We start from the raw sequence: 16221 nt of genomic DNA on the forward strand, positions 1-16221 counted from the left end.
TCCTGAATGACATGGGGGGAAGGTATATGAAAACAAGCATCTATTTCCGCAGAAACTGGCAACTATATGCGTTGCTCCTACTGCCCATGATCTACTTCATTATTTTCAAGTATGGGCCAATGTATGGCGTGCAGATTGCGTTCAAGGACTTTAACTTCTTTCAAGGGATCGCCGGTAGTGAGTGGATTGGCTTGGATGCATTCAGAGAAGTATTTCAAAATCAGGGATTCTACACGGCATTACGCAACACGTTAGTACTTAACATGCTGGATCTACTGGTTTCCTTCCCAGCACCACTTATATTGGCCATCTTATTGTTCGAGCTGAAGAAGGCCTGGTTCAAAAAGTTGGCACAGACCTTACTATACATTCCTCACTTTATTTCGTGGGTTATTATTGGAGGGATCGTACTTCAAGTATTCGGTACGCAATCTGGTTTCATTAACAATATCTTAATGAGCATGGGATTTGATCCATTACCTTTCCTTTCAGACAAAAACTATTGGCTCTTTACGTATCTTGCGGTAGGCGTGTGGCAGAGTGCAGGCTGGGGTACGATTCTGTATCTGGCATCTCTCACGGGCATTAACCGGGAACTCTACGAAGCCGCAGAAGTGGATGGAGCAAGTCGGCTACGCAGAATCTGGCACATCTCCTTGCCAGGCATCAAAACAACGATTGTTACCTTATTGATCATCAATGTCGGCAACATGATCTCTATCGGCTTCGACCGACCGTTTATAATCGGTAACGTGGCTGTACGTGAATACTCGGATGTGCTCAGCACATTTGTCTATCGTGTCGGTTTACAGTCTGGTCAAGTTACGCTCGCAACAGCTGTAGGTTTGTTCCAGGCATTAGTTGGACTTGTCTTCATACTCGGAGCAAATTATACGTCCAAGAAATTAACCGATGAGAGCATTATGTAGTGGATTGATTCACATATGATCTGTAAGGAGTGAGTGGGATGTCTGAAAACACGGCGAATCGAATATTCAACACGGTAAACGTCATTCTTATTATCATTACGATGGTGGTGTGTCTTGCACCATTCATTCATATTATTGCGATCTCGCTCAGTTCAAACCGGGCGATCGGTTCAGGAGAAGTTTCCTTTTTCCCCAAAGAGTTATCCTTTGAGGCGTATACCAAAGTATTTGCAGATGGATCGATGATTCGTTCCCTCATCTATACCATTTGGCTGACCGTCCTGAGTACGGTACTAAGCATGGTGATGACCATTGCAGCAGCTTATCCACTGGCGAAGAGTAATCTGAAAGGGCGCAAGTGGTTCATGCTTGTGATTGTGGTGACGATGTTCTTCAGTGGCGGCATTATCCCCGAGTACATTCTGATCAAAAATCTACATTTACTCGATAGCACATGGGGACTTATTCTGCCTGGATTGATTAGTCCGTTTTATATGATTATCCTCATTACCTTCTTCAGAGGGATTCCCGAAAGTCTGGAAGAAGCAGCAGGCATTGATGGAAGCAGCCACTTTGGAACACTTATGCGCATTATCTTGCCACTATCCCTTCCGGTTATGGCAACACTGAGCCTATTCTACGCGGTAGGACGGTGGAATGGTTTTCAGGATGCACTGATGTATATTACGAAACCTGAACTGTATCCTTTGCAATTGAAGTTGTATCAGATGATTCAGCAAAACCAGATTACAGAACTGATGCAGAACGAAGGTATTGGTGCTGTTCAAGTCCTGCCTGAGAGTCTGAAAGCAGCCAGCGTTATATTCTCAACGTTACCGATCCTGCTTGTGTATCCGTGGTTGCAGCGGTACTTTATCAGTGGCGTAATGGTAGGTGCTGTAAAAGGTTAATAGAGGTTGTTCAAAAAGTTCACTTTTGATTACGAATGATGCCTAGTGGCATCATCAGCATCGAATATGAAATTTAGCCGAAATGTCCGTTGCTCACGTAGTTGTCCTACGCTCCGCTACTCCATTTCTAGCTTAATTCCATCTTCTTGGTACTGAAAACTGACCTTTTTGAACACACACCTATAGTCTCGGGAGGTCCATGACATGACACAACGAAGGGTAGAGAAGATGTCGAAAGAGCAACAGTATCTTGTAAATCAGTCCATGTTGATGATGGATAGCTTCTATGACAAGGAAATGGATCTGCTTCGTAGTTTCGAAGAAGAGGATTCATCGCAGCACAGCACACGAGCCAGTGCACATTATGCGCTCGGATTGTTAATTCGAAATGAGCCTGGTGATGCGGAACGCGCGATACGAGTGTTCCACAAGGTGCTCGATGTTCAATATGACGCTCCGGATGAGATCTATCACGGAACCTTCGCGACCCGACCAACTGATGTGCATCCACCAGCGGGTCACTATGCTTGGAAATCTTTTGCGCCAGGCACGGCCTATTTCCTGGAACGCACCTTTGAGAAGGTGTCTGCGCAGTTTATCCATAAACTACAGGAAGAGGGTTCTCTGCTAACAGAGGCAGCAGACCCCAAACAACTGAAACACCTTTTTTATTCGGCAGTGAATCAGGTTCTGCCACCGGTCTGGATCAGCTATGATCCCAACTGGCGCGAGTTTATCGCTTGTGTCTGTGTGGTCGTAACTGCCGAATTTGTCGAACATATGCCGGAGACACTCATGAAACGGATGGACCATGCGATGGAACTGGCTGTTCAAGGGTCAATAGAACGCAGGTTATCCGACGTAATTCCCATGAACACGAATATTGAGTTAATGCATATTTTCATCACCCACTACTACGGCCATCGCTTGAACCGGACAGATTGGATTCGGCATTCGGATGAACAGGCGGAGGGATTGATGAAGGAGTTCGAACAATACGACGGCACATTCGCCGAGTTCAACACGACAACGTATTACGGGGTGGATCTGTCCGTGCTTGGCATGTATCGAAAGTATGGACTCACGGAACGTTTGATCGAAATTGGACACCGGATTGAACATGGGCTGTGGAATAACATTGCGCTATATTACAATGCCAACTTGGAGAATCTCTCCGGCCCGTTCTCCCGGGCGTACGACATGGAGATGCGAGAGCATAGTTCGATCGGTGTATTTATCTATCTCTTGCTTGGAGAAGGGTATGAATATCTGGCAGGAATCAACTGTGAGTCAGGCCATGATCCATTGATTGCGCTCCTTGGGGTGGATGTGCCCGCTGAAGCCGTGCCGTATTTCAAGGCTCATCAAGAAGATCGGCTTGTGCAGAAACAATTTATGGAACTGTGTGAGCGCAATGATCCAACGTCCAATCGAAATTTGTGTACAGCCAAAGCCTGGATTGGTGAGGACCGGATGATCGGGGCCATGTCGGGAAGTGTGAATACGAATGGACAGATGCATTCAGCTACGATCCACTGGCAGACAGAGACGGGTGAGCGTTATTATCTCCGCTTGATCCGCCGTGAGGTAGGCGAGGGGTGGAACAGTCATCTGCGCGGAGTAACGTTTGATGCGGATCTCACACCAGATTCGTTAACCATTGATGTGGAGCTGGATACGGCGGAAGAAATCGATGTTTATTTTGAAATCAGAGGGCCATCCCTTCGGCAACAGGACATTACACCAGCGTTATGGCAGTTCCCAGGACTTACGTGTACCGTGAAGGCTGAAGCACCTGAACCATCCGTGTTAATGTACGTGAATCATGCGGAGATCATCTATCGTTATGTGCCTGGGAAGACTGCAAACAGGATGAGATTTGAATTGACCCTCCGTGAAGACAACGGTTAGAGGGATGAATAGGTATATAAGATGAACTGAACATTTACACGAGAACGAAGAGTGCAGAACCGATCTGAAGAAGCGGAGCGTTCGCCTGAAAGCTTTCTGCAAGAAAGCTGCATCGGAAGATGGTACTGCAATTGGAGTGATCTAGTGTAAATTTTATTGGTTCAACTTATATAGATAGAGATAAATGGAATATGAATGGGCGATAGAATGAGAGACAGGAGGAACCAATGATGTATACGGACAAACAGGAATATTCGTTCTCAACATGTTGGAATATCAAACGTCATACGAACGGACAAGGCATGATCGAAGAGATCAAGTCTCTTGGATTCAAACAAGTTGAACTGAATTATAACGTTACGGAAGAGATGCTGCAGACGATAGAACCGATGATTGAACGTGGCGAGATCGGTGTATCCAGTGTGCATAATACATTCCCGCATGTGGCTGATCCCGATTACGGGACGGATTCCGTACTGCTTGGGTTCGATGATGAACCGCGCCGCAAACGGGCGATTGAGCTGTTACTTCGCTCAGCCGAGTACGCACATCGTTATGGGGCCAAGGCTGTCGTTGTACATCCGGGTGAGGTTCCGTTTGAATACAATATAGATGAAGTATTGAAAAAGATATACCACGATCAAGGACCGGATTCACCGGCATATCAATCTTTATGGCAAGAGATGCTGGAGAAGCGGGAAGATGGCAGCGCACATTACCTGAGCCTTATTCAGGAGAGTCTGGAAGAGGTATGTAACTTGTCGGAGCAGCGGGGATACGGGGTGAATTTCGGTATTGAGACCCGTTCACGCTGTTATCAGATGCCGACTTTGAACGAAGCGGGAACGATTATTGGACAAATGAAGGGCGCACCGCTTGGTCTTTGGTACGATATTGGTCACGGCATGATGATGGATCGAATGGGGCTGTACGATAATGTACGTGAGGCTAACACGTTGATTGATCACGTGGTTGGCGTGCATATTCATGAAACCGTAGGGTTGGCAGATCATTGGTGTCCATACATTCATAGCAAAGACATGACATTTTTTGATTCGTTTTTGGATATTATCGACCGTTCTCCGGTGAAAGTATATGAGCTGAAAGCCGCGTGCACACCGGAAGAGATTGATGAAAGTCACGGAATGATTAAGTCTCGCATTGCTGAACGTCAAGCGGCACGTCAGCGCGGGTAAAGGAGCAGACGTATCAAGCATGAATGCTCCTTATAGGAAAACCTCATAGTAAAGTAAATCAACAAATAGAGCGGTTCAGAACAAACCTCAGGTTGCGTTAGAGGGTGTTCTACTGCTCTTTTGTTGTTCTTTTAAACGGGTACATGTTTTTACCGTTTCTCAGGGAGTGTTACGTCACCGAGAATCCCTGCCTGATAGCCTTTGACTACAGCACCAATTCTGGACTTCACACCAAATTTCTGCGTAATAGAGGTTATATGATACTCCACTGTACGTTGACTGATCGCCAGATCCTGTGCGATCTCCTTATTGGTCATCTCCAGTGCAATGCGGTTAAGCACTTCCCGTTCAGTTGCTGTGAGTGATTCCTCCAGATTAGGGGATAACATGGTCTCTGGAATAAGAACATGTCCCAACATACTTTGGTGAATGGCGTTGATAATCTGTCCATACGTTGCTTGTTTCGACAAGTAGGCATGAACGCCCAGATCATAAGCTTTTAACTGGAATTCGTGATAGTTGTATCCGGATAACAATATAATTTTGACGGATAACCCGTATTGATCTTTCAATCTTCTCACAACCTCGAACCCGTCAAGCTGGGGCATGCGGATATCCATCACAACGACATCTGGTCGCAACGCCTCTACTTCGGATAAAAAAAGCAATGGATCGCTGAATGTTTTCATTACCTGTATGCCGGGTTCGCGGTTTAAGCGGTTGTTGAGACCTTCCATGACCAGGGGGTGATCATCAAGTAGTACGACTGTAATGGGTTCGCTCATTGTTCAGTTGCTCCTTTGGTTAAAGGCAAACGGATGTTGATTGAGGTTCCTTTGCCAAGGCTGGAATGTATGGTGAATTCTCCACCGAGATGTTGAATGCTGCTCTGTATGGATATCAAACCGAAGTGCCCTGTTGCAGTATCAAATGTGGTATGAACATTAAACCCCAAGCCGTCATCCTCTACTTGTAGAATCAAGTCAGTATCCCTTGTATGTACCTGAATGGAGCAAAACGACGCCTGTGCATGCTTCATCACATTCATAATGAGTTCGCGGATCGTCCGAAAGACGGTGGACTTCAGAGGTTCGTGCTTCAACTCTTCAGAGAGGGCGTTGTAGTTTAGTTCCATTCTGATGCCACTTTGTATTTGAAGTGTACGGATGAGCCATTGCAACGCTTCCTCGAGATCACTTCGATCCATAATATGAGGGTAGAGATCATCACATAATTGACGTATATCTCTCTGGGAAGCATACAGGCACTCCAGCCAAACAGCCGTTTGATCCTTATGCGTCTCTCCGGTATCGTGTAATTCCTCCAAATCACGAGACAGGAAAATCAGGTTTTGAAGCAGTTGGTCATGAAGGAAATAAGAGGTTTTCATACGCTCTGCCTGTTGGGCTTCCATCATAATATCATTGAACTGCCGATGACGGCGTATCTGGTGTTCATGAAGAGCTGTCTGGTCTACACGGTATTCATATCGCTTCTGCAGATCGGATAAGAGTCTGCCATTGACGAGCATTCGAATTGCTTCCAGCCTGCCTTTATCAATGATATCCTGTTCCTCTGCTGAAAAAAGGGTGCGATTTTCTTTGTGACCAATGCCCAGAAATCCTATCGTCTCCGTAGTGGGCTCACCCGACAGCTCCCAAACCTGTGCCAAATCAACTTTCTGTCGTAAAACTTCAATATCCAACGCCTGGTTATCTATATTCTGAATGGAAGCAAAAACCCCTGTACCTTCCTGAGAATATCTGTGCTTATCATCAATCCATATGACAATTACACCTTCAATATCCAGCATCTTGTGGAACATCTCGGCAAACACGTGAATCATGTCCCGCATGTTTTGCTGCTCAGCCATTCGCACAGTCAACCGAAGTTGCTGGTGTTCCAACCAGTCTTTGTTAAGTTTGTTTTTCTTGCGTGAGCGTGTGAGCATGTACTGATATACCCAAGTGATCAGCAAAAACGAGACAAACAGTAAGCTGATATGAATTAACGAATGCAGGTGAGAGGCGGCCAGAAACAGTAAAAAAACGATTAAAACATATTGTCCATGAATCATCAATCTTGGAATAACCAGTTTCAAGTCAAGCATACTCCGTTGTACAAGTACATAAGTGAACATCCATGATAAAGGCAGAAATCCAATTAATGTGTACTCTACAGGCAATAATGGTTCACCTTGAAGCAGGGTTGGAATAGCAAAACATATGATGAAGGGAATCAGGCTAACAAGTATTCCTGTTAACATGAGCAATAGCTGGTTCTGCTCCTTGCGATTGTAGCTTTTACGATAAACCCATGTCATCCAGATTAAGATCAGAAGGGTTGCACAAAGTATAAAGTTAAGCAGATTGGTTGGACCAGACGGCGCAATAGGAGTACTGACGGTGGTAATGCCTTGGTTGATCTGAACATAGGTCATCATCCACTGCTTGATGTACAAAAATACTAGGCCTGCAGAATAAGCAACTGCAATACCTCTGCTGATAAATAGTAACCACCGGAAACGATGCAGACGGGTACGGAATACAAAAGACACATAAAAAGCAGTTAGACAGTAAGGTAACCATGCCGCACAAAAGGCCAGAATATAATTGGATAAAGGCAACTGGGATGTGTATATCGTCAGTATACATATGGCCATGGACAGGTTAAGGAGGTAGAACAGGCGCATCACTCGTGAACCGGGTTGGTTAAAGAAGGCATAGGTTCCGGTCAACAATAGCAATAATTCTACTATGGATGAGAAGCCGATGTTGAACCATTCACGTGGTCCAGGCTTCATGGTATGTTCGGATGCCTGACCGTGAGAATTCTCAACGCCGATGGTGTAGGCTTCAGTCACTAAGAATACACCTTTTTGATGGAGTAACCGGACTTCTCTTTTGGGTTCCAAGGAGATAACTGTGTCACCTGATCTAATCCCGGATGCATATGCTAAACCTTGCGAATCTACATCATGTACTGCCCAAGAATTGGAGGCATTTGGTGTCAACGAAAGTCCGATATAAGGATTCATAAATGAAGAGATATGGATATACGTGGCTGTCACTATAAAGCACAACATTGTTACAAACCACACGATATTAAATTTAGTTTTCATGAATCTATGTAATGAGAGTCCTAGTCGCATGGTAAAATCATCCGTTCTTATAAAATGTATCATTGGTAAAATGAAGTGGAAAAACAAGCCATGTAGCAATGACATGGCTTGCCGAGCATCACTCTATGTTAATGTAGCAGAGTGCCTAACATTTTGTACATCAAAACTGATGATTCCTGCCTGAGCATAGGTTGCTTCGATCTATAATCCACAGCACCGGTGCTAGATACAGATACTTCCGGACCGTATAGACCTAGAGCAACCACAAACTGGACACCTTCTTCAGCCCAACGATCCTGTGAACCGATGAGATCGGCAGTTACGGCAGGTGCGCCAAGGAGTTGTTGTGCCGTTCTTGATATGATCACCGCGGCCTCTTGCCTTGTTATGGCTTGCTCGGGATGGAACAATCCACGAGTATTACCTTGTACAATGCCCAGTTCAAGGGCAGTTTGAATGTAGGCGGCGTAGGGACTTGATTGGGTATCTTTAAATTTTGGTGGTTGAGCTGAAATGGACATCCCGCTTATGCCCACAACCTGTGTTACAAACTCCCCACGACTTACAGGCTTCTCTGGTTCAAATAGGGATTGATCCTGGGGATACAGGCCAATCTGTGTTAAGCGATAGATGTACGGAGCATAGGGATGGTCTTCTGGCACATCTTCATAAGGTCTGGCTTCTGGCAATTTCTCGGACCAGCTATCTGACTTGTTGTAATAGAAATACGTGATTTCACCTGACTGATTTTTTTTGAAACCAGCAAGCTTGCCGTCCTCATCCATGAACAGCATGTCCTTAACGGGGGTTAAGGTGTGAGTGCCATAAGCATCTATAACCTGAAGACCTTTCTCTGTTGCTGAAATATCATACAACCATGCGGGCAAGCGGATATCCCGATATAGTCCCTCATAGGTACGAAGTGAAGACTTGGGTACGCTATAATCACTATAATGCGTCTTGTTGTTTGGATAAAAATGATCCATAAATGCTTGGAAAAGCGCTTCTCTCACATCTGGTCCATCACTGTTGGAGACGATAAATAGTCCAGTCTTCTCGTTAGGCAACAGCCACAGATTGGAGTGGAATCCGTCAAGATCACCTGCTTTACTCACCACTTTACGTCCATGATTATACTGCGAATAGGTGGATTCGAATCCGTAACCTGTGCCAGGTATATCCGGGTGTATGGAGACATCCAACGTTTGCATCGCTTGGACGGATGACGGTTCGAGTATACGTGCACCCTGGTACGAACCTTGATTGAGTTGCGCAAGCATAAAGTGAGCCATATCCCGTCCAGTTGTGATTAATCCGCCCTCAGGGGAGCTGTCCGGTATATTGGGATATTGCGGAAGCTCCTGTCCTTCAGCGCCATAAGGAGTTGCGAGTTTACTCAGTGTGTCTTTGCTTAGTGTAAAATGGCTATCCGACATATCAAGAGGGTTGAATATATGCTGTTGTACATAAGTCTCAAACGGAAGTTTGGACTGTTTCTGAACAATGTAGCCCAAGAGTGCATAGCCGTAATTGTCGTAACGGAAAACTTCTCCTGGATTGCGAACAACGGACGGTTTGTTGTCCTGGATGAATTGCTCAAGCGGATAAGAATGATTCAACTCCCTGGGTATAGCTGCTGCATCTGTAAAATCAAACCCGCTGGTGTGGGTCATCAGATGATCCAATGTTAACGCTGTTCCGGTATGGTTGGTCAGATGCAAAGCGTCTGTGTATGCGCTGATATCCTGATTAAGTTTTACTTTACCTTGCTCTGCCAATTGCATAATAGCGGTTGCTGTCAGCGTTTTGGAGATGGAGGCTACACGGAATAGAGTAGAGTCGGCGTCGACTGGGATTTGTTTTTCCACATTGGCATAACCATATCCTTTATTCAAAACGATCTGTTGATCGTGAACAACGGTAACTACGGCACCTTTCAGAGCAGACTTCACTTCAGGTTGGGCGAAGAATTGATTGATGAACGATTCAGTTTCCTGAGGACTTACCTGAGGAAGAGGGAGACTGCTCTCTGCCGATACACTGGTTATTGTGGTGAAACTTAGAGATGTCACCAGGAGGATGTTGGCTACGGCACGTTTCCAATTAGGATTTGATTTGTAGCTGTGTTGTTGTTGTCGAGTTGGACATGTTGCTACGTGAGATTTCATGAAATTCTCCTTTGAGTTGAGATATGTTCGTTCTCTTACATTTAAGTACATCTATAATTTATCAGTTCGAATGTAATGGCGATTCCGTAGTACGCACTTATTACGGCAGGACTTCCGCAAACCTTTTTGCGTGATCCCGCAATTGTGGAGGATGAAGAGTGAGTTTGGAATGATCTTAAATATATGAAAAGAGGTATTTGTCATGATGGACCCAACGGGGATCTCGACAAATACCTCTTTTTGTTTCGTCTTTTATTTTCCATGCAAAGCGACATAGTGCAAAGGAATTGGGAAGTAGATTTTATAAAACTACTCGTACATCCGTCGTTCAAGTTCAGCATAGGCAATCGCAGGATCATCACTGGAATTATCAATATAAGCGACGGATGAAGCAGGGAGAGGCCAGGCTATTTCTTTACGGACGAGAGAAGCTGTGAAGGCATCCCAGTTGGCTAACTTCCATTCATCTAGTGGGGATTGTCTTGCTGAGATTCGTTTGTGATACAACGCTTCATTCTCAAGATAAATATAGGCCACACGCACATCCGTATCATCCAGGGTATGTCTAATTCGAGCGAGTTCCTGCTCGATCCAGTCAGGGGTACCGATTTCTTTGGTAAATGGCCCCACAACAATCGTATCGATACCCAACTGAACGTTATCCAGAGCGGCGTCCATCGTAATGCGGTACCCAAGATCACGGCACAACCTTTTGTATTCAGGCGAATCTCGGTCGGAAGGATCAAGTCCCTGAAGGGTCATGATCGCCTCAGCCGCGGGACGAAGCAAAATATCCATATCAAAGAAAGCCGCTTTATGTTTACGGGAAAGGGCTTTGGCAAGGGTGGTCTTGCCACTTCCGGCCCCGCCGAGAAAGAAAATTAGTTTGCTCATGAATGTAATGCCTCCTTAGTATGGTGCAAGTGCGTGTAAGATGTGAGCTAATATCATTTGCTTATTTTAGCACAATCCATAACAATCTCACTTCATCACCTGCGAAGGAAACCAGATATGACGCAGGTTTACCCAGCCCTGGCTGTTGAAAGATAGACCACGCACGGAAGGCAGATAAGCGGTTTCTACCGGTTTTTCGGATAAATGGAACAGTAAATTCTGACCAACCAAAAATTGCTCAATTCGATCTAATTCACAAGTTCGATCCGCAGCGATGGGAGAGGCGATGATGGTTTGCAAGATCTCATGGATCGTTATACGAGTAGAATCTTCCAGATGCTCAGACAACGTGGAGTAAAGATCATACCTGCGCAGTTCTTCGTCCCTGTCCCGAATGAGAGAGAAGAGAATCAGATCAGATTCCAGCCGCAGATTTCCTTTGAACTGCTCCATCGTAGCGGTTCGGACGGTACAGGAGAAACCGCACAGCTCCAGTATGGACGCCAGATGTTGGGCATCCCTGCGATACTGTGGGATGGTCGCAATTTGCAGTGAGATGGGAGTGGACGAAGTAAGTCGTTTAGTAATATCTCTAAATCCCTCTGGGTCAACCATCCCGGTATTCACCGCACTAAAATCAGTCTCCACGACTTCAGAGTCAACTGCATGTCCGTCATCTCTATACATTCCAGCAAGGCATGACTGAAGGTGTGCTCTTACTTCCGGATCGTTTAACGGTCCGGTTTTTTGTGTATTACACGTGAGTAATTTATGAACCATTACACCTGCACTAATCTGTGTCCATTCTGCACCCGCAGATGAAGACGGATTATGAACAAGATGAAAGAACGGAGTTTCGATATCTTGGCTATCGTCCATTTTTGCCGAGGCACTCCACGGAATCTGCAGGATATCTACCCGGTCCATATGTGCTCTACCCTGAAAATACGATGAAAAGGCTTCAAGTCTGCACAAGTGATCATCCCAAGCGGTGACCTTGAACGGTCCCGTCCCAACAGGTTTTTGCATCCCATGCACATCACCCGAATGCTTCATCTTATGTTCGTTTGTTCCTGGTGAGGGTACAATCGCCGCGCGACTTGTTGTCAGGAAGGACAAAAACAATTCATGAGGATCTTTAAGCTGGAAACACACGGTTAAGGAATCGACCGCTTCAATAGATAGAATCTGTTTACTTACATCACGGTACAGTGTCCGGCGATCTGTAGATTGCAGCCGTTCAAACGTATGAACAATATCATGGGCTGTCAACAACTGACCATCGTGAAATGTAATACCTTTTCGCAAATAAAAGATCCAGGTCTTTCGGTCTGCACTGACATCCCAGGTATGAGCGAGACATGGGAGGATCTCTCCCTGTTCACCCCGCTGAACCAACCCGTCAAAGACATGGCTGGTAACAAAGGATTCAGCTAATAGATTAATGAACAGCGGATCAAGCGCATGAAGCTGTTGGCGCAGGGGCAACCGAAGCGTATCAATCTGCTCATTATTGGTGCCGGCTTCCGTATGATGTCCTGAATATCCAAGCAACCACTGGTTTAGATGATCCTGCATGATTGTTGAACTGGAGAATGCGCTCACCTGCTCGGCAGCTTCCTGTAACTCCCGGCGATTCATGGCCTGCATCATATATTCTGCGGCGATTTGATCAGCCGGAACAAGCAAGGTCAGTGAAGAACGTCGACCCCGGCCACGCTGGGAAACCCAACGAATCCAATCATGGGCAACCATCTTTTTGACAATCGTTAACGTATTGCGGTGTGTACAATTTAGCAACTCAGCGAGATCGGCGAGTGTAAGTTCATGTTCTGTGTGGTGACCGTAATGACGATGTAACAGCAGATATTGCTGATGTAATTTCAAGTGTTGATTCCCTCCTGGAGGTGAACTCTGACGTATTCCTCTAAAATAAGAAGTTTTGTCGATTTTAATTTCTATTTATATTCCTATTTTATCATCTAGAATATAGCATAGAAAGGTTAATGGAGGTTTTTCCCATGATTGATAAAATAATGGCTTCACCGCAACGCGCTCTAATCACGCTACTGTCTGCATGGATGCTGGCGATCATTCACCAGTATTTATTCTATGGTAATGAGATTGGCGTATCGTATCCTATCTTTGTAATTCTCTTTTATGTGTTCATGTATCTGTTTGCAAGGGATCGCATGAGGTCTTTCAAGTTCATTGATGCTTTTGTAGCGGCTGTAGTGCTATTGTTGTCGCTAACGTTCCTGTTATACGACAATGAACTGCTGTATGTTCTTAATTTTCTGGTTGTACCCGGCGTAGTTATTTTACATATGACGTATCTGATGGGCAGAAAACAGAAGCAGTGGTGGGAGATTGGTTTGATTGGTACGGCTATTGACCACTTGCTGCCTCAAGCCATACGTCATTGGGGGACTGTTGCTGCTATTGCTGTGAGAGCAGGCGGGCGTGGCATGGGCAAATCCCAGAAAACAGTTGTTTTCAAAGTGCTCATTGGTCTTGTGGCGTCCTTGCCTATCCTCATTGTAGTCGTTGCATTACTGTCCTCCGCTGACGGGGTCTTTGATCAGTATTTAGCCGGTTTTCCGGAGTGGCTGAATCAATTGGCTTTTACTCCAGGGATACCGAGAATCATCTGGATTGTCATCGCAGGTGTATTGCTGTTCGGTTATGTATGGGGATTTGTACAGCCAATGCAATATGAGGCAGAGAAGAGAGCGAACGCACATTGGAAAAATGGAGTAGCATCCACGGTTGATAAGCGTGATCACACCTATATATTCTCTCCTGTGGACCCGGCCACTGAAGGTAAGGTTACAAATAAGATTACACCCGAGCCCGAACGCACTCCGATTCAGCGGGAACCATTCAGATTGGACCCCATCATTGTGGGGACGATGCTGATTGTCATTAACTGTGTGTACGTTTTGTTTGTACTTGTACAGTTTTCGTATCTGTTTGGTGCAGGAGAGGGGCATCTTCCGGTAGATCTGTCTTACGCAGATTATGCTAGAAGTGGATTCGCAGAGTTAATTCTCGTCACAGGTATTAACTTCTTTATTCTTATTGTTGCTTTGCAGTATACCCGTTCGAGTGGCAAAACGGGTTCCATCGTGCATCAGGTACTTCTCTTGATTCTGGTCAGTTGTTCAGCAATTATGTTGTATTCCGCGTTTATGCGCCTAAATCTGTATGAGCAGGCATATGGATATACGTACATCCGCTTCCTGGTACACGCATTCATGATCTTCCTCGCACTCCTGTTGCTGATTGCTGGCCTTCGTATACGGTACACATCAATACCGCTGATCCGCTGGTATATCGTGCTGGCGCTCACAGCTTATGTTGCAGTCAACTATGTGGGCATGGATAAACGGATTGCCGAGCTGAATATTGAACGTTATCATCAGACTGGCAATATTGATGCAACCTATCTGGCAAGTCTGTCGGCAGATGCAGTTCCGTTACTTCGAGAGTTTGCTCAGGAGGAGTATCCGGATCTTAAGAGGGAAATGCTGGAACGTCAAGCCTACCTGGACGAGGATGCATCAGATCGTTCATGGCCTTCTTATAACGTGGCGAGACACCGAGCTGAGCTAGAAATGTCCAAAATGAGAACGGAATAGCTGAATAGTCGTTGTTTTCACGTACGGATTTATGCAAAAACAATATGTAAGTGTTATAATATAAAAACTAACCTATAAAGGGGGTGAATCCCTTGTTTGAACTGCAGGAGTTATTACCATATTTATTCTCAATTGGACTCATCTTCACCGTCAGTTATGCCTATATTGCCCATCTTCACTGTGGCATGACGGAGTACTGGATGGAAGGTGGCGCCGGTGGTGGACTTGAACCTGTTCTTCCCGCCCTGTGTTTGGACAGACAGCATAGACAGGAAGACTGGAGCCGCATGATTAGACGAAGAGAAGCGCCCGATGAAGATGAACCAGATTGTCATTCCTCGTTGAACGATTGGTCAACAAATCAACGAGGAGGATATATATGGAACATAAGACTAACAAGGGATTCACTTTTACTTCGGGCAAGGGACGGATCTATGGCCTGATTGTCATTTTGTTTGCAGTCATGCTGCTTGCCGGATGCAGCAACAACGTGTCGGAGATTACTTCATCGACACCGGGATTTTTTAATCACTACATTGTATTTCCACTGTCGTATCTGATTCAGCATATTGCTACCATATTTAACGGAAGCTACGGGGTCGCGATTATTGTAATTACGCTGGTCATTCGTTTAGCACTGTTGCCCTTGATGATGCGTCAAGCCAAGTCCCAGCAGGGAACACGAGTCATCATGAACGCCATGAAACCCGAGATGGATGCGCTCAAGAAAAAATATGAAGGCAAAAATGATCCTGCTGATAAGCAAAAGCTGTCTCAGGAAACGATGGAGCTATACAAGAAACATAAGTTCAATCCGCTGAACATTGGTTGCTTGCCGATGCTCATTCAGTTGCCTATACTTTCAGGTATTTACACAGCCATCCGACTTACACCGGAGTTGTCCTCCCACTCGTTCCTGTGGTTCAAACTGGGAGCGCCGGACTACGTACTCGCTGTGGTGGTCGCGGTCATATATCTGATTCAAGCCAAGGTATCACAAGTCAATATGGCGCCTGAGCAGCGAAAACAGTTCGCCATTATGGGTTATCTCTCCCCATTGATGATGGCATTCTTTTCTCTTACAGCTCCGGCAGCGATGCCGCTCTACTGGACAGTTGGGGGTTCATTCCTGGTACTACAGACATTATTGTTCCGTAAAATGTACCCGGTGGAACATCCACAGGAGCCTGTGGTTGTGGAAGTAAGTAAGAAAAAGAATAAAAAATCCAGCTCCGCCAAACCTTCTCGGAAACCTGCAAAGTCTTAATAAATTTGGTCGCAGGTGACAAGAGAAACATGGTGACTACGTAATCTTGTTAAATACAATAAACATAATGAAGAAGCCTGATCCATATGGATCAGGCTTCTTTTTTGTACTATCAGGTGTTCCTTTTTAGTTTTTTACGAAAACGGATGGAAAGCATAACGTCCACTGCCTGTTCCCCAATAT

General features: G+C 45.4%; 12 protein-coding genes. 7 read left to right on the forward strand and 5 right to left on the reverse strand.

Going from position 1 to position 16221, the window contains the following annotated elements:
* Positions 1 to 26: 26 nt before the first annotated feature.
* The 4 genes from NSQ20_RS14370 to NSQ20_RS14385 all read left to right on the forward strand — a co-directional run bounded on the left by NSQ20_RS14370 (position 27) and on the right by NSQ20_RS14385 (position 4947).
* Positions 27 to 929, forward strand: coding sequence for an ABC transporter permease subunit (locus NSQ20_RS14370; protein WP_017688833.1), 903 nt, complete (start codon positions 27 to 29; stop codon positions 927 to 929).
* 38 nt (positions 930 to 967) lie between these two features.
* Complete coding sequence (locus NSQ20_RS14375) at positions 968 to 1840, forward strand: carbohydrate ABC transporter permease (protein ID WP_036608671.1); 873 nt, start codon at positions 968 to 970, stop codon at positions 1838 to 1840.
* A gap of 204 nt (positions 1841 to 2044) precedes the next feature.
* Positions 2045 to 3751, forward strand: coding sequence for a hypothetical protein (locus NSQ20_RS14380; protein ID WP_340032810.1), 1707 nt, complete (start codon positions 2045 to 2047; stop codon positions 3749 to 3751).
* Between the two features lie 230 nt (positions 3752 to 3981).
* Positions 3982 to 4947 carry a TIM barrel protein gene (locus NSQ20_RS14385; RefSeq protein WP_340033027.1) on the forward strand — a complete coding sequence of 322 codons (966 nt, stop codon included), beginning with the start codon at positions 3982 to 3984 and terminating at the stop codon, positions 4945 to 4947.
* Positions 4948 to 5096: 149 nt separating this feature from the next.
* Here the strand turns inward: NSQ20_RS14385 and NSQ20_RS14390 are convergent, their stop codons facing one another.
* The 5 genes from NSQ20_RS14390 to NSQ20_RS14410 all read right to left on the reverse strand — a co-directional run bounded on the left by NSQ20_RS14390 (position 5097) and on the right by NSQ20_RS14410 (position 13017).
* On the reverse strand, positions 5097 to 5732 hold the full coding sequence (locus NSQ20_RS14390; RefSeq protein WP_339187879.1) for a response regulator transcription factor: 636 nt from the start codon (positions 5730 to 5732) through the stop codon (positions 5097 to 5099).
* On the reverse strand, positions 5729 to 7810 hold the full coding sequence (locus NSQ20_RS14395) for an ATP-binding protein (RefSeq protein WP_340032811.1): 2082 nt from the start codon (positions 7808 to 7810) through the stop codon (positions 5729 to 5731). Before NSQ20_RS14395 ends, NSQ20_RS14390 begins: the two co-directional genes overlap by 4 nt.
* A 386-nt stretch (positions 7811 to 8196) precedes the next feature.
* The gene (locus tag NSQ20_RS14400) at positions 8197 to 10236 is read right to left on the reverse strand and encodes a serine hydrolase (RefSeq protein ID WP_340032812.1); all 2040 of its coding nucleotides are present in this window, start codon (positions 10234 to 10236) and stop codon (positions 8197 to 8199) included.
* Between the two features lie 309 nt (positions 10237 to 10545).
* On the reverse strand, positions 10546 to 11130 hold the full coding sequence (locus NSQ20_RS14405) for an AAA family ATPase (RefSeq protein WP_076327850.1): 585 nt from the start codon (positions 11128 to 11130) through the stop codon (positions 10546 to 10548).
* Positions 11131 to 11217: 87 nt separating this feature from the next.
* Complete coding sequence (locus tag NSQ20_RS14410; RefSeq protein WP_340032813.1) at positions 11218 to 13017, reverse strand: ABC transporter substrate-binding protein; 1800 nt, start codon at positions 13015 to 13017, stop codon at positions 11218 to 11220.
* A gap of 134 nt (positions 13018 to 13151) precedes the next feature.
* Between NSQ20_RS14410 and NSQ20_RS14415 the strand changes: the two genes are divergently transcribed.
* The 3 genes from NSQ20_RS14415 to yidC all read left to right on the forward strand — a co-directional run bounded on the left by NSQ20_RS14415 (position 13152) and on the right by yidC (position 16038).
* Entirely contained in the window at positions 13152 to 14771 is a 1620-nt protein-coding gene (locus NSQ20_RS14415; protein WP_340032814.1) for a DUF4173 domain-containing protein, read from the forward strand.
* Between the two features lie 92 nt (positions 14772 to 14863).
* Positions 14864 to 15214, forward strand: a complete 351-nt coding sequence (locus tag NSQ20_RS14420; RefSeq protein ID WP_241230758.1) for a hypothetical protein — start codon at positions 14864 to 14866, stop codon at positions 15212 to 15214.
* Positions 15151 to 16038, forward strand: a complete 888-nt coding sequence (gene yidC / locus NSQ20_RS14425) for a membrane protein insertase YidC (protein ID WP_340032815.1) — start codon at positions 15151 to 15153, stop codon at positions 16036 to 16038. The genes NSQ20_RS14420 and yidC overlap by 64 nt, the downstream gene beginning before the upstream one ends.
* Positions 16039 to 16221: the final 183 nt, after the last annotated feature.

Source organism: Paenibacillus sp. FSL K6-1122 (genome assembly GCF_037977015.1).
Classification (GTDB): Bacteria; Bacillota; Bacilli; order Paenibacillales; family Paenibacillaceae; genus Paenibacillus; species Paenibacillus amylolyticus.